Genomic DNA, 15,722 nt, shown 5'->3' with positions numbered 1-15,722 from the left:
GCGGTATCCCTTATCGAGAGGAGTTCAACACCGATGTACCCCTCGCAACCGGTCGCACCGGAGGGTCCCCGGCACGCCAGTCCGCAGGTCGGCCCGGGTGGGCACCCGACCCAGCCGCCCCGGATGATGAATATGAACCCGGCCGCCAAGCCCAGCGCCCTCGCCTCCTTCGTCACCTATGTGAAGGCACTCGAGGCGCTGGATCCGCGCCGCTTCCCGGACGAGTACGCCGAGCACGCCGACCGCATCCGCGAGCTCAAACCCTTCCTCCGGGCCCACGGCATCCTCGATGTCATGGAGATCAAGAACCCGGACGTCGCCGCCCTCATCGGCGTCTGACCCTCACCGGGCGTCCGATACGCACAGGCGATTCGGCCCGCGCACACCGCTGTGCGCGGGCCGTGCCGTGTGTCGCGCCGCGCCGTGGCTCCCGGAACGCTGATCCGAGCGGAGCGGGCCACTCCGCTCGGGACTATGCTCGCCGCCATGCGAATTCGCGCGTTTCAAGCCGCCGACCGGGACGCTGTGCACGAGGTGTCGGTGCGGGCCGGAGCGGGATCGCCGTCCGGAGTGCTGTGGGGAGATCCGGAGTCGGAGATGGCGGTGTATCTGGATCCGTACATGGATCTGGAACCCGATTCGCTGCTGCTGGCGGAGTCGGATGGGCGGCTGGTGGGGTATCTCGCCGGATGCCTGGACGGGACGCGGTTCCCCAGCGAGGAGGAACGGATCGAGCGGGCCATCCGGACGTATCGCCTGCTCCGGAAACGGACCGCACGGGCGTTCTTCCTGCGCAGTGCCGTGGATATGGCGGCCGCCAAGCTGCGGCGACGGCCGACGGCCGGGGATTTCGTCGATGCGCGATGGCCGTCACATCTGCATATCGGCCTCGTTCCCGAGGCGCGCGGCACCGGCGCGGCCGAGGCGCTGATGCGGCGGTGGTTCGAGCGGCTCGACGCGCACGGCTCTCCCGGCTGTCATCTACAGACCTTGGTCGAGAACACCCGGGCCGTGCGGTTTTTCACCCGGACCGGATTCGTCACGCACGGCGTGCCCGCCGAGGTGCCGGGACTTCGGTACCGGGGCGCGCGGGTACATCAGCTGACGATGGTGCGCCCCGGCTGAACGGCGACCGGCCCTCGTCGCCCGACCGGTTGCGGCAGTCCGCCGGTGCCCGACGTCCCGTAATGTCTCCGGCATGAAGGCAGGCCAGCTCGCCCCGAGTTTCAAGCTTCCCGATCAGACCGGCACCGTGCGCTCACTCGACGAACTGCTCGCGGACGGCCCCGTCGTGCTGTTCTTCTACCCCGCCGCCAATACCCCGGTGTGCACCGCCGAGGCATGCCACTTCCGCGACCTCGCCGCCGAATTCGCCGCCGCGGGCGCGACCCCGGTGGGCATCAGCACGGACTCGGTGCAGACCCAGGCCGGTTTCGCGGGCAAACAGAACCTGGGCTACCCGCTGCTCTCCGACAACGACGGCGCGGTAGCCGCCGAATTCGGCGTCAAGCGCGGCCTGCTGGGCAAACTCTCCCCCGTCAAACGCACCACCTTCGTCATCGACCCGGACCGCACCATCGCGACCGTGATCAACAGCGAACTGCGCGCCAACGTCCACGCCGACGACGCCCTGGAGTTCCTCCGCAACCGCGCGAAGTAGCGCCGACCGCATACGGCGGTAGCACCACCGATCGCGGCCAGGCAACGACGGGGGCGGCGGCGATCAGCACAGCACCAGGACACTGCCCGCGTAGGCGACGACGATGAGGGTGGCGGCGGCGAAAGCCGGTTGTAGCAGCCGTCTTTCGAGATAGCGCGGCCGCGCGGCAGGACGGCCTGATCCGAGGCTGTGACGGCCGGGCCGCCGCAGCCGTGGGGCACTCCAGGGGCGGGGACGGGCCTGCGGCCGCGGCCGTGAGGCATTCCCTATGCGGTAGCCGCCCGGCGACCTCAGCCATGCAGCGCCCCTGGAGCGACGGCGGTCGCCGGTGCGCGGGGACGCCGTTCCAGGCAGCGGTCGGTCGTTTCGGTTCTGCGACTTCAGTTTTCGGCGGATCAAGCCGATCGCGGTGAGGATTGCGGTGAGGAGGAGCATCGTGCGGGGGCCGGTCAGGCGGCGGGGGCCGGGCGGGGGTTGGTGGTGCCGCGTGGGAGGCGGCGGCGGGCGGGGCCGGGGTCGGGGACCAGGTCGAAGCGGATGAGGCTGTCGGCGGTGTCGAGGAGGGTTTCGGCGAGGGGGCGCATGGTCCAGCCGAGTTCGCGGCTCGCCTTCTCGGCGCTGACGGATTCGTCGCGGCCGAGGTAGGGGACGGCGGTGCGGGCGGTGGCGTCGAAGCGGGCGGCCAGGCGGACCAGCCAGTCCGGCAGGGCGCGGGCGGTGATGCGGTAGCGGCCCGCCAGGATGCGAGCCATGTGCGGGAGCGACACCTGATCCCCGGCCAGGATGTAGCGGTTGCCCGCGGCCGCCGGCACCTCCATGGCCAGGCGGTGTCCGACCGCCGCGTCCCGCACGTCCACGGTGCAGAAGTTCAGCCGCGGTACACCGGGCATCTCCCCGGCCAGCACCAGGCGCAGACCCTCCACCGAGGTGCCGACCCGCGCGTTCCGCACCGGCCCCAGGATCATGCCGGGATTGACCACGGCGAGTTCGAATCCCGCCGTGGCGTGGGCGAAGTCCCAGGCCGCGCGTTCGGCGAGCGTCTTGCTCTTCTCGTAGGCGTCGCAGACCGCCGGGTCCGACCAGTCCGCCTCGGTGCACAGTCCGGTGTGCCCGACCCGTACCGCCGCGATCGACGACGTGTACACCACCCGTTCGACCCCGGCGTCGCGCGCGGCGCTCAGCACCCGCCGCATGCCCTGCACGGCCGGACGCACCAGTTCGTCCTCGTGTTCGGGCGTGCCGAGCGGGAACGGCGAGGCGGTGTGCAGCACGTACCGGCAGCCCGCCACCGCCTCGGCCCAACCGACATCGCTGCTCAGATCCGCCTCCACCAACTCCACGCCGCGCAGGTGCGCGGTGGCGGCGGTATCGGCGAGCGAGCGGACGGTGCCGCGCACCGCGTAGCCGTGCTCCTGCAATTCGGCGACGACATGCCCGGCGAGATACCCCGAAACCCCGGTCACGAGAACACGATCCGTCATGGCCAAGCTCCAATCTAAGCGATGTTCAGAATCTAATCAATGTATAGATTGGCGGGACCCCGGCCGTCAACCCCTTACGCTCATGCCATGTCGACGAAGTCCCGCTACCACCACGGCGCGCTCCGGGAGGAGCTCATGCGCGCATCCCTCGAGCTGATCGAATCCGAGGGCCTGGCCGCCGTGAGCCTGCGCCGCGTGGCCCGCGAGGCCGGGGTCAGCCCCGGCGCGCCCTACCACCACTTCGCCGACCGCGCCGCGCTCATGACCGCGCTGTCCACCCAGGGGTTCGAACTGCTGCGCGCGGAACTCCAGACCGCCCGCGACCGGGCCGACACGCCCATGGCCCGCCTGGCCGCCCTCGCCGACGCCTACGTGCGCTTCGCCCGCGAGCGGCCCGCCCACTTTCGCCTCATGTTCCGGCCGGAGCTGTCCCACTCGCACAAGCATCCGGAGACCAGCGCGGCCGGTGACGCCGCCTTCGCCGTACTGGCCGACACCGTCGCCGAGGCCGCCGCGGCCGGGGCGCTGCCCACCGACGAGGCCGATATCCTCGCCATGACCTGGTGGAGCCTGGCCCACGGACTGGCCTCGCTCACCCTCGACGGCAAACTCCCCGATCGGGCCGCACAGCTGGGGATGACGGTGCCGGACCTCAGCGACCGGGTCACCCGACTCTTCGCCGACCTGGTCGATTCCACTCGGACACGACGCTGACCCAGCCCACCGAACCACTGCGGCGCAACCCACCGCGCCCCAGCCGAGCGACCTCCTAGCAAACCCTGCGGTACGGGCCTACGCTGTGCCCATGACGACGCCGATCGAACAGCCGACCGAAGGCAGGAGTTCCTTCGCCACCTGGCGCAATCGCATTATCGGGGTGCTGGTGCTGGCCCTGGTGCTGTGGCTGGCGTATCTCGTTCTGGCCGCGTTCATCCCGCGCTGGTGGGCCCAGCGAATTGCGGAAATGGTGCATTCCAGCTTTTCCAAGGGCATCTGGTACGGACTCGTCTTCGGGTTGGTCTGCACGGCCGTACCACTGTTTCTCATCCTCTTCTCCACCATGGTCTGGCGGAAACGGGGTGGCCGGTTCGTCGCCGGTGCGCTGGTGGTTCTCGCCATCGCGGTGGCCGTGCCGAACCTCATGACGCTCACCATCGTGCTGGGCAACAGCAGCGCCGCCCACGCCGGTGAGCGCATTCTCGACGTGGACGCCCCGGGCTTCCGCGGCGCCTGCCTGGCGGGCGCCATCGCGGCCGCGATCCTGTTCGCCCTCACCGCATTTCTGTTGGCTCGCAGGGGCTTCCGTCGACATCGTGCCGTCAAGCAGCGGGCCGCGCAGGAAAAAGCGCAACTCACCGCCGATGCGCCGGACCCGGCACCGGCACCGGCACCATCGGAGCCGCGCGAGCACTGAGCGAGCCACCCCGGCGTCACGCGCCGCCACGTGAGTGATGTCACGTCATTCAGTAACGCCCGTGACGTTTGAGCGAAATCGTGGCAAACTTTGTTTGCGGGTGACTGCACGTTGAAGCTCCGGGGGTCGCGGACACGCTTCGACGATCGACAGTCACTTGGCTGCTACGAGAGGGCACACGGTGACCAAGTGGTTGAATCCAATGGAACAGCGAGCTTGGCGTACTGTCATCGCGCTGACCACCCGGCTGCCCGCCGCCCTGGATACCCAGTTGCAACGCGAATCCGGGATCACCCATTTCGAGTACTTCGTCATGACCCTGCTCTCCGAGGAGCCGGGCCATCGATTGCAGCTGAGCGAGCTGGCGCGAAAGGCAAACGCATCGCTATCGCGACTGTCGCATGTGGTGTCGAAGCTGGAGCGGCTCGGCTGGGCGCAGCGCGCCACCATGGCGGGCCGCCGCGGCGCACAGGCCGTACTCACCGACGCCGGATTCCAGAAGGTGACCGAGGCCGCGCCCGGCTATCTGGATACGGTGCGCGGCTTGGTATTCGACGGCTTGGACGAGGAGCGCACCCGGGAGCTGCTGGAGCTCGGTGAGCTCCTGGTGGCGCAGATGGAGCGTGGAATCAACCGTGGCATAGGGCGATCCGGCCGAGGCGGAGGCGGCGCGGACGGCCGGGAGTACCTGCTCCCGGACAATCACATCGCCCCGGCCGCACCCGACGGCGACACCCTCGGCAATCTCTAGCCCGAATCTCCAGCCCGCCCGCGCGACGCCCACCCGATCCGAAGCCGACTCGGCCGCAGGCGGATTCGCACGCTCGCGCGCTCAGGCCGTCGCGGTCAGCAGCACATCGCCGTCCCAACAGGTGTGGGTGCCGGTGTGACAGGCCGCGCCCTCCTGGTCGACGATGAGCAGGATGGCGTCGCCGTCGCAGTCCAGGCGCACCTCGTGCACGTACTGGGTGTGCCCGGAGGTCTCCCCCTTCACCCAGTACTGCCCGCGCGAACGCGAGTAGTAGGTGGCCTTGCGGGTGGCGAGCGTGCGAGCCAGCGCCTCGTCGTCCATCCACGCCATCATGAGCACATCACCGGTGGACTTCTCCTGGGCGATGGCGGCGACCAACCCGGCCTCGTTGCGCTTGAGGCGGGCGGCGATGGCGGGTTCGAGACTCATGATTCGGTTATAACAGGGCGGACGGCTCGACCCGCATGCGGCCCGGTGACGCCCCTCCGCCGGGGTAGATAACGAAGTGATAAACATTGGAATGAAGATCGGCGGCCTTACTGGACAACCGCCCAGTATTCAGCGCATGCATTACCGATCAGTAATGGCCGTGCTGTGCGTGGTCGCCGCCGCTCTCCTGCCCGGCGCCCCGGCCGCCGCCGAACCCACCGCGGCCCCCACCATCGCCAGCTACAACGTCTTCATGCTCTCGCGCAATCTCTACCCCAACTGGGGTCAGGTCACCCGCGCGGACCTCATCACCGCCCAGGGCGTGGTCGCCGACCAGGACGTGGTCGTCCTCCAAGAGGCGTTCGACAACGACGCCTCCGAGCGCCTGCTGAGCAATCTGGCCGCCACCCATCCGCACCAGACCCCGGTCATGGGCCGCTCCCGCGGCGGCTGGGACGCCACCGAGGGCTCGTACTCCGCGACCACTCCCGAGGACGGCGGCGTGGCCATCGTGAGCCGCTGGCCCATCACCCGCAAGATCCAGTACGTCTACGCCGACGCCTGCGGCGCGGACTGGTGGTCCAACAAGGGGTTCGTCTACGTGGAAGTGGCCGCGCCCGGCGGGCCGCTGCACGTGATCGGCACCCACGCCCAATCCGAGGACGACGGCTGCTCGGCAGGGGAGCCGCGCACCATGCGCTCGCGCCAGCGCGCCGAACTGCGACAGTTCCTCGCCGCCCGGAACATCCCGGCGAGCCAGCCGGTGTACGTGGCGGGCGATCTCAACGTGATCGAGGCCAGTGACGAATATCCGCAGATGCTCAGCGAATTGGGTGCGGTGCGCCCCGAGCACACCGGCCACCCGCACTCGTGGGACTGCCGCAACAACAGCGTCTGCCTGGACCAGTACGGCGCGGAGTACGCCTCCGAGCATCTGGACTACGTGCTGCCCATCGCGGGCTACGCGGTGCCCTCGCGGTACGTGAACGAGACCCGCCGGGTGAAGAGTCCGGAGTGGTCGGTCACCTCCTGGGGCAAGACCTACCGCTACGTCGACTACTCCGACCACTACCCGGTGTTCGGGCGGGCGGGCTGATCAGCGGACGGTGATGCCCTCGGCGCGCATGGCGTCCTTCACATCCTTGATGGTCAGATCACCGAAGTGGAAGACGCTGGCGGCGAGCACCGCGTCGGCACCGGCCCGCACGGCGGGGGCGAAGTCGTCGACCTTGCCCGCGCCGCCGCTGGCGATGACCGGCACCGTGACCGCCGCGCGCACCGCGCGGATCATGGTCAGATCGAATCCGGCCTTGGTGCCGTCGGCGTCCATGGAGTTGAGCAGGATCTCGCCGACGCCCAGTTCGGCCCCGCGCACCGCCCATTCCACGGCGTCGATGCCGGTGCCGCGCTTACCGCCGTGCGTGGTCACCTCCCAGCCGGACGGGGTCGGCTCCTGCCCCTCCGGCACCGTGCGCGCGTCCACCGAGAGCACGATGCACTGGGAGCCGAACCGTTCCGACATCTCGCGCAGCACTTCGGGTTTGGCGATGGCAGCGGTATTGACCGACACCTTGTCCGCGCCCGCGCGCAGCAGCCGGTCCACATCGTCGACGGTGCGCACGCCGCCGCCCACGGTGAGCGGGATGAAGATCTGCTCGGCGGTGCGGGTCACCACGTCGATCATGGTGCCGCGGTCGCCGGTGGAGGCGGTGACGTCGAGGAAGGTGAGTTCGTCCGCGCCCTGGGCGTCGTAGGTGGCGGCCAGTTCGACCGGATCACCGGCGTCGCGCAGATTCTGGAAGTTGACGCCCTTGACCACGCGGCCCGCGTCCACGTCCAGACAGGGAATCACGCGTACTGCCAACGTCATTGCCTCACCTCTCCTCGGACCTGATCGACACAGGCGGCGATCATGTCCAGTAGTTCCTCGTGCACACCGGGCGCGGCCGCCAGCACCGAACCCGATTCGATGGTCCAGTCCCGCCCCAGCAGATCGGTGACCACCCCGCCCGCGGCCCGCACCAGCGCCACCCCGGCGGCGTTGTCCCAGGCGTGATGGCCGAACACCACGGCACCGCCCAGAATCCCGGATGCCGTGTACGCCAGGTCGATTCCGGTGGAGCCGTGCATGCGCAGGCGTCCGGACAGGCGGCTGAGCGCACCCAGCAGATTGAAGCGGAAGCGCCCGGGGATGCGGCCCTCACCGTCGAGGTTGAACGCGCCGAAGCCGATCATGGCGTCGGAGAGCCTGCTCGTCGACAGTGGCGGCAGCGGTGCGCCGTTGAGCAGCACCGGTCCCCCGGCAGCGGCGGCGTAGCGCTGCCCGAGCACCGGCAGCCAGGTCAGCCCCAGTACCGGGACGCCGTCCTCGACCAACGCCAGCAGCATGCCCGAGAGCGGATGTCCCGCCGAATAATTGAAGGTGCCGTCGATGGGGTCGAGCACCCACGCGGTACCGGAGGTCAGCTGCGGACCGCCGAATTCCTCACCGTGCACCGGGATTCCGGTGCGCTCGTGCAGCTGCCGCGAGATCTGGCGTTCCAGTTCCAGGTCCAGGGCGGTGGCGAAGTCGCCGCGGCCCTTCTGGACGGCGCTGGGCGCGCCGAGCCCCTCCACGAAACGCGGTGCGGCGGCGTCGAGTACCTCGCTCGCGACGGCGAGCAGCGCGGTGCGGTCGGCTGCCATCCGCTAGCGGACCGCGTCGAGCGCTTCGGGCAGGGTGAAGCGGCCCGCGTACAGCGCCTTGCCGATGATCGCGCCTTCCACCCCCTCGGGCACCAGGGTGGCGATGGCGCGCAGGTCGTCCAGGGTGGACACGCCGCCGGAGGCGATGACCGGCGCCTCGGCGGCATTGGCGACCTGGCTCAGCAGGTCCAGGTTGGGGCCGGTGAGGGTGCCGTCGCGGCCCACGTCGGTGACCACGTAGCGGGTGCAGCCGTCGCGCTCCAACCGCTCGAGCACCTCCCACAGATCACCGCCGTCGGTGACCCACCCGCGGCCGCGCAGCCGCCATTCGCCGTCGATGAGCTTCACGTCCATGCCGATGGCGATGCGGTCGCCGTACTCACCGAGCACGCGCGCGCACCACTGCGGATTCTCCAGCGCGGCGGTGCCGATATTGACCCGGGCGCAGCCGGTGGCCAGCGCCGCCTTCAGCGAATCGTCGTCGCGGATGCCGCCGGACAGTTCGACCCGCACATCGAGTTCGCCGACCACCTCGGCGATGAGATCGCGGTTGCTGCCCCGCCCGAAGGCGGCGTCGAGGTCCACCAGATGCACCCACTCGGCCCCGGCTTCCTGCCAGGCGTGGGCGGCGTCGCGCGGCGAACCGTAGCTGGTCTCGCTTCCGGCCTCGCCCTGAACGAGGCGGACGGCTTCACCATTGGCGACATCGACGGCGGGTAGCAGCACAAGACTCACGGAACCACCTTAGTGGTTGCCGGTCGGCGGCCCGCCGTCGGCCCGCACCGGGGAGACGCCGGTCACCAGCGATAGTCGAGGAACTTGCCGTCGAAGGTGACCACCACGCGGTCACCGTCCGGATGCGGGCGGCGGCTGATGTCGACGGTGAAGTTGATGGCACTCATGATGCCGTCGCCGAACTCCTCGTGGATGAGTTCCTTGAGCGCCGGTCCGTAGACATTGACGGCCTCCACGAAGCGGTACACGGTGGGATCGGTCATGATCTCCGGATCGGCGGTGCGGGCGGGCTGCCGCACCAGCGCCTCGGCGACCGCGTCATCGAGGCCGAGCAGACCGCACACCTTCGCCGCCTGCTCCCCGGTGAGCGGATGCCGTCCCAGCAGTGCGGCGGTGGTCCACACCAGTGGCGCGTCGATGGCGGCCGCCAGCTCCGCCCACGTGTGCCCGCCGCGGATGCGGGCCGTGGTGACGAGGTCGGCGGCCTCGGTCTTGCTCATCATCGGGGTCATCGAGATCTCCTGTATCGGAAGCGAACTCCGCCACCCTGCCACAGCGCCAGCGGTCGACCGCCGCTGGAAACACACTGTTCACCGCACCGGTCACCTGCCGGAAACCCGTACCGGAATGTGAGGTTCGGGAAACATCGGGGCGGCGGTGAGGTCATGGCTGGGCAACAACCGGTGCCCAGAATCGGCATATCCCCACCGATCGAAGGAACTCCCCACATGTCGTATCTGAAACCCGCCGAGTTCGTCACGAAGATGGTGGACGCCGGCCAGGACAAGGCGCTGATGTCCACCCGCGACACCGTGATTCGCGCGTACATGGCGGGTGCGATCCTCGCGCTCGCCGCCGCGTTCGCCGTCACCATCACCGTGCAGACCGGCAATCCGCTGCTGGGCGCGGTGTTGTTCCCCGTCGGCTTCTGCATGCTCTACCTGCTCGGCTTCGACCTGCTCACCGGGGTGTTCACGCTGGTGCCGCTGGCCTGGCTGGACCGGCGGCCGGGCGTGAATCTGCGGGCCATGCTGCGCAACTGGGGGCTGGTGTTCGTCGGCAACTTCGCCGGGGCGTTCACCGTGGCCGTCATGATGGCGATCATCGTGACCATGGGCTTCGCCGTCGATCCCAACGAGGTCGGCCAGAAGCTCGGTGACATCGGCGAATCCCGCACCGTCGGCTACGCCGAGTACGGCGCTTCCGGCATGCTCACCCTGTTCATCCGCGGCGTGCTGTGCAACTGGATGGTCTCCACGGGTGTGGTGGCCGCCATGATGTCGACGTCGGTGTCGGGCAAGGTGATCGCCATGTGGATGCCCATCATGCTGTTCTTCTACATGGGCTTCGAACACTCGATCGTCAATATGTTCCTGTTCCCCTCGGGCCTGCTGCTGGGCGGCGACTTCTCCATCGGGGACTATCTGCTGTGGAACGAGATCCCCACGGTGGTCGGCAATCTCGTGGGCGGGCTCACCTTCGTCGGCCTGACCCTGTACGCCACGCACCGGCGCACCGCCGCATCCAAGCCGGTCGAGGAGCCGGTCGCGGTCTGACGCCCGTGCGCTCGGACGCCGCCGACCGCTCCGGGAGCGGTCGGCGGCCGAGAGCTCAGAGTGAGCGCACCCAGTTGCGCAGCAGCTGCGCGCCCGCGTCGCCGGACTTCTCCGGGTGGAACTGGGTGGCCGACAGCGGACCGTTCTCCACCGCGGCGAGGAACGGGACGCCGTGTTCGGCCCAAGTCAGCTTGGCCGGGGCGATGGTGCCGTCGCCGTTCCACTCCCACTTCTGCGCGGCGTAGGAGTGCACGAAGTAGAAGCGGGTGTCGGCGTCCATGCCCGCGAACAGCACGCTGTCCTCGGGAGCCCGGACGGTGTTCCAGCCCATGTGCGGCAGCACGGGGGCGTCCAGGCGCTCCACGGTGCCGGGCCATTCGGCGCAGCCCGCGGTCTCGATGCCGTGCTCGACCCCGCGCTCGAACAGGATCTGCATGCCCACGCAGATGCCCAGCACCGGTCGGCCGCCCGCCAGCCGCTTGCCGATGATGCGCTCGCCGCGCACCTCCTGCAGGCCCGCCATGCAGGCCGCGAACGCGCCGACGCCGGGGACCACCAGGCCGTCGGCGTTCAGGGCGATATCGGGATCGGCGGTGACGGTGACCTCGGCCCCGGCGCGCACCAGGGCGCGTTCGGCGGAGTGCAGATTGCCCGAGCCGTAGTCGAGCAGGGCCAGTCGCTTCGTCCGCCCATTCGTCACCCGGCCACCGCCGTCCACGGAATCGCCGCGCGATGTCGTGTTCACAGCGCCCCCTTCGTGGAGGGGATACCGCTCACGCGCGGGTCGTATTCCACCGCGGCGCGCAATGCGCGTGCCACGGCCTTGAATTCGGCCTCGGTGATGTGGTGCTGGTCGCGGCCGTAGAGCACGCGCACGTGCAGGGCGATGCGGGCGTTGAGCGCGATGGACTCGAAGACGTGGCGATTGATGATCGTCGAATAGGACGCGCCCGGGCCCGCGCTCGGAATCACGGTGTGCAGCAGGTGTTCCGGCTCCCCGGTGTGCACGCAGTAGGGGCGACCGGAGACGTCCACCACCGCGTGGGCGAGGGTTTCGTCCATGGGGATGTAGCAGTCGCCGAAGCGGCGGATGCCCTTCTTGTCGCCGAGCGCCTGGTGCAGCGCCTGCCCGATGACGATGGCGGTGTCCTCCACCGTGTGGTGGGCCTCGATCTCGATATCGCCCTTGGCGTGCACGGTCAGGTCGAAGCTGCCGTGCTGGCCGAAGGCGGTCAGCATGTGGTCGTAGAACGGCACGCCGGTGGCGATGTCGGTCTTGCCGGAGCCGTCGAGGTTGAGTTCGACGACGATGCTGGATTCCCGGGTGGTGCGTTCCACCCGTGCGGTTCGGTCCATGCTCGCTTCCTGCGGTGAATCGGACACGGTCATCGGGCGATCAGCTCCTCGGCCGCCAATTTCTCGCTGGCGCGCAGGAATTCGTCGTTCTCCGCGGCCAGCCCGATGGTGGCGCGCAGATAGCCGGGGATGCCGACATCGCGAATGAGCACACCCTCGTCGAGGTAGCGCTGCCAGGCGCGCGGCGCATCGGCGAAGGAGCCGAACAGGATGAAGTTGGCGTCGGACCCGATGACGTCGAAGCCGAGCGTGCGCAGTTCCGCCGTCACCCGATCGCGCTGGCGCGCGAGTTCGGCCACGCTGCCGAGGGTTTCGTCGGCATGCCGCAGCGCCGCCCGCGCCGCGGCCTGGGTCACCACCGACAGGTGGTAGGGCAGCCGCACCAGCAGCAGCGCGTCGATGACGGCGGGTGCGGCGGCCAGATAGCCCAGCCGTCCGCCCGCGAAGGCGAACGCCTTGGACATGGTGCGGGTGACGACGAGTTTCGCCGGGTACCGGTCGATCAGGGTAATGGCCGAGGGCGCGGCGGAGAACTCCCCGTACGCCTCGTCCACCACCACGATGCCGGGGGCGGCGTCGAGGATCCGCTCCAGGTCGGCCAGCGGAATGCTGTGTCCCGTCGGATTGTTGGGGCTGGTCACGAACACCACGTCGGGGCGGCGCTGCGCGATCACCCCGACCGCGTAGTCGATATCGAGCGAGAAGTCGCCGCCGCGCTTGGCCTCCACCCATTCGGTGTCGATGCCCTCGGAGATGATCGGGTGCATCGAGTAGGAGGGCACGAAACCCAGTGCGCTGCGGCCCGGTCCGCCGAATGCCTGCAACAGCTGTTGCAGGATCTCGTTGGATCCGTTGGCGGCCCACACATTCGACACGTCCACCGCGACACCGGTCTGCCGGGTCAGGTAGGCGGCCAGATCGGCGCGCAGGGCCACGGCGTCGCGGTCCGGGTAGCGGTGCAGGTCGACGGCGGCGGCGCGAATGGATTCGGCGACGTCGTCGACCAGCGCCCGGCTCGGCGGGTGCGGGTTCTCATTGGTGTTGAGCTGTACCGGCACCGTGAGCTGCGGTGCGCCGTACGGCTTCTTGCCGCGCAGATTGTCCCGCAGCGGCAGGTCCTCGAGGGTGAGGCCCGCGCCGGGAACGGCCGCGGTCGGCTCGGTGCGCGCGCTCACGACAGTGCTCCGAAGCGCACCTGCACGGCCTGCCCGTGCGCGGGCAGATCCTCGGCGTTCGCCAGGGCCACCACATGTCCGGCGACGTCCTTCAGCGCCGACTCGGAGTAGTCGACCACGTGGATGCCGCGCAGGAAGGTCTGCACGCTCAAACCCGAGGAGTGCCGGGCGCATCCGGCGGTGGGCAGCACGTGATTGGAGCCCGCGCAGTAGTCGCCGAGGCTGACCGGCGACCACGCGCCCACGAAAACGGCTCCGGCGCTGCGGACGCGGGCGGCCACGGCGGCCGCGTCGGCGGTCTGGATCTCCAGGTGCTCGGCCGCGTAGGCGTTCACCACGCGCAACCCCTGGTCGATATCGTCGACCAGCACGGTGCCGGACTGCTTGCCCGACAGCGCCTCCACCACCCGGTCGTGGTGCTTGACCACCGCCAGTTGCGCGGTCAGCGCCGCGTCCACGGCGTCGGCCAGTTCCGCGCTGTCGGTCACCAGCACGCTGGCGGCCAGGACATCGTGTTCGGCCTGGGAGATGAGGTCGGCGGCCACATGCGCCGGATCGGCGGTGGCGTCGGCCAGGATGGCGATCTCGGTGGGCCCGGCCTCGGCGTCGATGCCGACCAGGCCGCGGCACAGCCGCTTGGCGGCGGTGACGTAGATGTTGCCGGGCCCGGTGATCATGTCGACCGGTGCCAGCTGCGCGCCGTCGGTATCGGTGCCGCCGTAGGACAGCAGCGCCACGGCCTGCGCGCCGCCGACCGCCCACACCTCCTCGACACCGAGCAGCTCGGCGGCGGCCAGAATGGTCGGGTGCGGCAGGCCGCCGAAGCGGGCCTGCGGCGGCGAGGCCACCACCAGGGATTCCACCCCGGCGGCCTGCGCGGGCACCACGTTCATGACCACGCTGGACGGGTAGACGGCATTGCCGCCCGGCACGTACAGACCGACGCGCTCGACGGGCACCCACCGTTCGGTGACGGTGCCGCCGGGCACCACCTCGGTGGTCGTGTCGGTGCGGCGCTGATCGGCGTGTACCACGCGGGTGCGCTCGATGGCGACCTCGAGGGCGGTGCGCACGGCCGGGTCAAGTTCGGACAGGGCCCGGTCGAGTTCGGCGGCGGGTACCCGCACGCTGTCGGGGGTCACCCCGTCGAACTTCGCGCTGAACTCCTGCGCCGCCGCGACGCCCCGATCGCGGATGGCCTCCACGACCGGCCGCACGTGATGCAGCACCGAGTCCACGTCCACTCCCCCGCGCGGCAGTGCCGAGCGAAGTTCAGCAGCGGTGGGCGTACGTCCGCGCAGATCCACGCGGGCGAGCTCGATGCGGCTTGTCATAGCGCTGTGCAGTCCTTGTCTGTGCTGATCGGTCTGTGCTGATCGAGGTTGCCGAACGGGGCGTGAACACCCGATTCGTCCACTTGACAGCCTATCCGGCCCACGCCAGCGGGTTTCCGGCGGCCGCGCGACGCGGGTGACCCGCTGGTCATGCGGGTGAACGGCGCGCGCGTCGGCGCCGAGACGCCGCCGTCACGGCCTTTTCTCGCGGGTCACCGTTGTGTTTCCGCCGCTCGGAGGCGGGCGTACCGGACCGGTGCGCCCGATACCATCGACAGTGGCGCGAATTACGCGGCGTGACCGGGATTCGAGCCGAACGATCTGCTCCGTGCGCACGGTGCCGAGGGTGGACGCGGCCGGATCCTCCGAACGGCACCGGACGCCTGTCACCCGATGCGCCGACGATAGTCCGAGGAGCTGGAGTGAACACAGATCCGGAGACCGATGCCCGGCGCGGCACCATCCGTCACCACCGTCCGCCCATCCCGCTACGGCGACCACATCGCCCCACCGTCGATCCGGTCGGTGCGGAATCCGATTCGATTGCGGCACTGCGACTTTCCGACGGCCGGGTGCTGCTGGTGCCCGCGTGCGGCCTGCGCATCGGCCGCACCCGGGACAACGATCTGGTGCTGGACGATCCACGGGTCAGCCGCACCCACGCCCGCCTGGTGCTGCGCGGCACCGGGGTGGTGGTCCACGACCTGCGATCGGTGAACGGGGTGTACGTGAACGGCGCTCAGATCACCGGCCACGTCACGCTGTCGCACGGGGACGTCCTGAATATCGGCATCACCACCCTGCGATTCGAGCGGATACCGAGCCGGTAGGCGCGGACCTCACTCGGCCACGAGTCGGCGGATGACCATCGGCTCGGCCAGGACGTCGTCGAGCACGTCCCGCACGTGGTGGAAGTGCGGGGTCTCGAAATGCTCGGCCAGGGCGGCGGCCCCGACCCACTCCTCCACCAGCACCATGTGGGCGGCGTCGTTGGGGTCCACGAACGGCCGGTAGACCAGGCAGCCGGACTCCGCCAACGACGGCTCGATCATGCCCTCGAGCGCGGTGCGCAGCCGGTCCTCCCGACCGGTGCGGGCGCGAAATTCGGCGATGACGTGCAGGGTCATGATGTCGTCTCCTTACGGG

20 protein-coding genes are annotated in these 15,722 nt (G+C 69.7%); 9 read left to right on the top strand and 11 right to left on the bottom strand.

Going from position 1 to position 15,722, the window contains the following annotated elements; all coding sequences use genetic code 11:
* Window positions 1–33 precede the first annotated feature (33 nt).
* The 3 genes from ON31_RS11505 to ON31_RS11495 all read left to right on the top strand — a co-directional run bounded on the left by ON31_RS11505 (window position 34) and on the right by ON31_RS11495 (window position 1,660).
* Window positions 34–339, top strand: coding sequence for a hypothetical protein (locus ON31_RS11505; protein WP_029929101.1), 306 nt, complete (start codon window positions 34–36; stop codon window positions 337–339).
* Window positions 340–486: 147 nt separating this feature from the next.
* Entirely contained in the window at window positions 487–1,125 is a 639-nt protein-coding gene (locus ON31_RS11500) for a GNAT family N-acetyltransferase (RefSeq protein ID WP_039812900.1), read from the top strand.
* Window positions 1,126–1,198: 73 nt separating this feature from the next.
* A complete protein-coding gene (locus ON31_RS11495) occupies window positions 1,199–1,660 on the top strand; it encodes a peroxiredoxin (protein ID WP_029929104.1) in 462 nt (153 codons plus the stop codon).
* 449 nt (window positions 1,661–2,109) lie between these two features.
* Here ON31_RS11495 and ON31_RS11490 read toward each other — a convergent pair whose 3' ends face one another.
* Window positions 2,110–3,141, bottom strand: coding sequence for an NAD-dependent epimerase/dehydratase family protein (locus ON31_RS11490; protein WP_039812654.1), 1,032 nt, complete (start codon window positions 3,139–3,141; stop codon window positions 2,110–2,112).
* Window positions 3,142–3,228: 87 nt separating this feature from the next.
* Here ON31_RS11490 and ON31_RS11485 point away from each other — a divergent pair, with 87 nt between their 5' ends.
* The 3 genes from ON31_RS11485 (at window position 3,229) to ON31_RS11475 (ending at window position 5,306) form a co-directional block, all read left to right on the top strand.
* Window positions 3,229–3,855 (top strand): TetR/AcrR family transcriptional regulator, encoded by a 627-nt coding sequence (locus ON31_RS11485; protein ID WP_039812651.1) that lies wholly within the window; start codon window positions 3,229–3,231, stop codon window positions 3,853–3,855.
* 91 nt (window positions 3,856–3,946) lie between these two features.
* Window positions 3,947–4,555 (top strand): hypothetical protein, encoded by a 609-nt coding sequence (locus ON31_RS11480; protein ID WP_063821472.1) that lies wholly within the window; start codon window positions 3,947–3,949, stop codon window positions 4,553–4,555.
* A gap of 202 nt (window positions 4,556–4,757) precedes the next feature.
* Window positions 4,758–5,306, top strand: coding sequence for a MarR family winged helix-turn-helix transcriptional regulator (locus tag ON31_RS11475; protein WP_115061659.1), 549 nt, complete (start codon window positions 4,758–4,760; stop codon window positions 5,304–5,306).
* An 81-nt stretch (window positions 5,307–5,387) separates the two neighbouring features.
* On the opposite strand, the gene hisI is transcribed toward ON31_RS11475, so the two are convergent.
* On the bottom strand, window positions 5,388–5,735 hold the full coding sequence (hisI, locus tag ON31_RS11470) for a phosphoribosyl-AMP cyclohydrolase (protein ID WP_039812648.1): 348 nt from the start codon (window positions 5,733–5,735) through the stop codon (window positions 5,388–5,390).
* 136 nt (window positions 5,736–5,871) lie between these two features.
* Here hisI and sph point away from each other — a divergent pair, with 136 nt between their 5' ends.
* Window positions 5,872–6,831 (top strand): sphingomyelin phosphodiesterase, encoded by a 960-nt coding sequence (gene sph / locus ON31_RS11465; protein ID WP_039812644.1) that lies wholly within the window; start codon window positions 5,872–5,874, stop codon window positions 6,829–6,831.
* Here sph and hisF read toward each other — a convergent pair whose 3' ends face one another.
* The 4 genes from hisF to cynS all read right to left on the bottom strand — a co-directional run bounded on the left by hisF (window position 6,832) and on the right by cynS (window position 9,667).
* Window positions 6,832–7,605, bottom strand: coding sequence for an imidazole glycerol phosphate synthase subunit HisF (gene hisF / locus ON31_RS11460; protein ID WP_039812639.1), 774 nt, complete (start codon window positions 7,603–7,605; stop codon window positions 6,832–6,834).
* Complete coding sequence (locus tag ON31_RS11455; protein WP_029929119.1) at window positions 7,602–8,420, bottom strand: inositol monophosphatase family protein; 819 nt, start codon at window positions 8,418–8,420, stop codon at window positions 7,602–7,604. The genes hisF and ON31_RS11455 overlap by 4 nt, the downstream gene beginning before the upstream one ends.
* A gap of 3 nt (window positions 8,421–8,423) precedes the next feature.
* Window positions 8,424–9,155: a bifunctional 1-(5-phosphoribosyl)-5-((5-phosphoribosylamino)methylideneamino)imidazole-4-carboxamide isomerase/phosphoribosylanthranilate isomerase PriA gene (priA, locus tag ON31_RS11450; RefSeq protein ID WP_039812637.1), complete on the bottom strand. Its 732-nt coding sequence runs from the start codon at window positions 9,153–9,155 to the stop codon at window positions 8,424–8,426.
* Between the two features lie 62 nt (window positions 9,156–9,217).
* On the bottom strand, window positions 9,218–9,667 hold the full coding sequence (gene cynS / locus ON31_RS11445) for a cyanase (RefSeq protein ID WP_039812633.1): 450 nt from the start codon (window positions 9,665–9,667) through the stop codon (window positions 9,218–9,220).
* A gap of 216 nt (window positions 9,668–9,883) precedes the next feature.
* On the opposite strand from cynS, the gene ON31_RS11440 reads away from it, so the two are divergent.
* Window positions 9,884–10,711: a formate/nitrite transporter family protein gene (locus tag ON31_RS11440; protein WP_039812631.1), complete on the top strand. Its 828-nt coding sequence runs from the start codon at window positions 9,884–9,886 to the stop codon at window positions 10,709–10,711.
* A gap of 55 nt (window positions 10,712–10,766) precedes the next feature.
* Here ON31_RS11440 and hisH read toward each other — a convergent pair whose 3' ends face one another.
* From hisH to hisD, 4 genes are all read right to left on the bottom strand, one after another.
* A complete protein-coding gene (hisH, locus tag ON31_RS11435) occupies window positions 10,767–11,387 on the bottom strand; it encodes an imidazole glycerol phosphate synthase subunit HisH (protein ID WP_172544854.1) in 621 nt (206 codons plus the stop codon).
* 65 nt (window positions 11,388–11,452) lie between these two features.
* Window positions 11,453–12,067, bottom strand: a complete 615-nt coding sequence (gene hisB / locus ON31_RS11430; RefSeq protein WP_039812891.1) for an imidazoleglycerol-phosphate dehydratase HisB — start codon at window positions 12,065–12,067, stop codon at window positions 11,453–11,455.
* A 29-nt stretch (window positions 12,068–12,096) separates the two neighbouring features.
* A complete protein-coding gene (locus ON31_RS11425; protein WP_039812627.1) occupies window positions 12,097–13,242 on the bottom strand; it encodes a histidinol-phosphate transaminase in 1,146 nt (381 codons plus the stop codon).
* Entirely contained in the window at window positions 13,239–14,576 is a 1,338-nt protein-coding gene (gene hisD / locus ON31_RS11420) for a histidinol dehydrogenase (protein ID WP_039812626.1), read from the bottom strand. Before hisD ends, ON31_RS11425 begins: the two co-directional genes overlap by 4 nt.
* A 422-nt stretch (window positions 14,577–14,998) precedes the next feature.
* On the opposite strand from hisD, the gene ON31_RS11415 reads away from it, so the two are divergent.
* Complete coding sequence (locus ON31_RS11415; protein ID WP_039812623.1) at window positions 14,999–15,406, top strand: FHA domain-containing protein; 408 nt, start codon at window positions 14,999–15,001, stop codon at window positions 15,404–15,406.
* Window positions 15,407–15,415: 9 nt separating this feature from the next.
* Here ON31_RS11415 and ON31_RS11410 read toward each other — a convergent pair whose 3' ends face one another.
* A complete protein-coding gene (locus tag ON31_RS11410) occupies window positions 15,416–15,703 on the bottom strand; it encodes a putative quinol monooxygenase (RefSeq protein ID WP_039812621.1) in 288 nt (95 codons plus the stop codon).
* Window positions 15,704–15,722 lie beyond the last annotated feature (19 nt).

Source organism: Nocardia otitidiscaviarum NBRC 14405, from assembly GCF_000308635.1.
In the GTDB taxonomy this organism is placed as follows: domain Bacteria; phylum Actinomycetota; class Actinomycetes; order Mycobacteriales; family Mycobacteriaceae; genus Nocardia; species Nocardia otitidiscaviarum.
Note: the sequence above shows the minus strand (reverse complement) of the source record. Positions and strands in the feature narration are given on the sequence as shown.

Coding starts and splice junctions, on each gene's coding strand:
- ON31_RS11475 (WP_115061659.1), top strand. CDS start 4,758: ATGGAACAGCGAGCTTGGCGTACTGTCATCGCGCTGACCACCCGGCTG.
- sph (WP_039812644.1), top strand. CDS start 5,872: ATGCATTACCGATCAGTAATGGCCGTGCTGTGCGTGGTCGCCGCCGCT.
- ON31_RS11495 (WP_029929104.1), top strand. CDS start 1,199: ATGAAGGCAGGCCAGCTCGCCCCGAGTTTCAAGCTTCCCGATCAGACC.
- ON31_RS11485 (WP_039812651.1), top strand. CDS start 3,229: ATGTCGACGAAGTCCCGCTACCACCACGGCGCGCTCCGGGAGGAGCTC.
- ON31_RS11505 (WP_029929101.1), top strand. CDS start 34: ATGTACCCCTCGCAACCGGTCGCACCGGAGGGTCCCCGGCACGCCAGT.
- cynS (WP_039812633.1), bottom strand. CDS start 9,667: ATGACCCCGATGATGAGCAAGACCGAGGCCGCCGACCTCGTCACCACG.
- hisB (WP_039812891.1), bottom strand. CDS start 12,067: ATGGACCGAACCGCACGGGTGGAACGCACCACCCGGGAATCCAGCATC.
- hisI (WP_039812648.1), bottom strand. CDS start 5,735: ATGAGTCTCGAACCCGCCATCGCCGCCCGCCTCAAGCGCAACGAGGCC.
- ON31_RS11440 (WP_039812631.1), top strand. CDS start 9,884: ATGTCGTATCTGAAACCCGCCGAGTTCGTCACGAAGATGGTGGACGCC.
- ON31_RS11490 (WP_039812654.1), bottom strand. CDS start 3,141: ATGACGGATCGTGTTCTCGTGACCGGGGTTTCGGGGTATCTCGCCGGG.
- ON31_RS11410 (WP_039812621.1), bottom strand. CDS start 15,703: ATGACCCTGCACGTCATCGCCGAATTTCGCGCCCGCACCGGTCGGGAG.
- ON31_RS11480 (WP_063821472.1), top strand. CDS start 3,947: ATGACGACGCCGATCGAACAGCCGACCGAAGGCAGGAGTTCCTTCGCC.
- ON31_RS11455 (WP_029929119.1), bottom strand. CDS start 8,420: ATGGCAGCCGACCGCACCGCGCTGCTCGCCGTCGCGAGCGAGGTACTC.
- ON31_RS11500 (WP_039812900.1), top strand. CDS start 487: ATGCGAATTCGCGCGTTTCAAGCCGCCGACCGGGACGCTGTGCACGAG.
- hisD (WP_039812626.1), bottom strand. CDS start 14,576: ATGACAAGCCGCATCGAGCTCGCCCGCGTGGATCTGCGCGGACGTACG.
- hisF (WP_039812639.1), bottom strand. CDS start 7,605: ATGACGTTGGCAGTACGCGTGATTCCCTGTCTGGACGTGGACGCGGGC.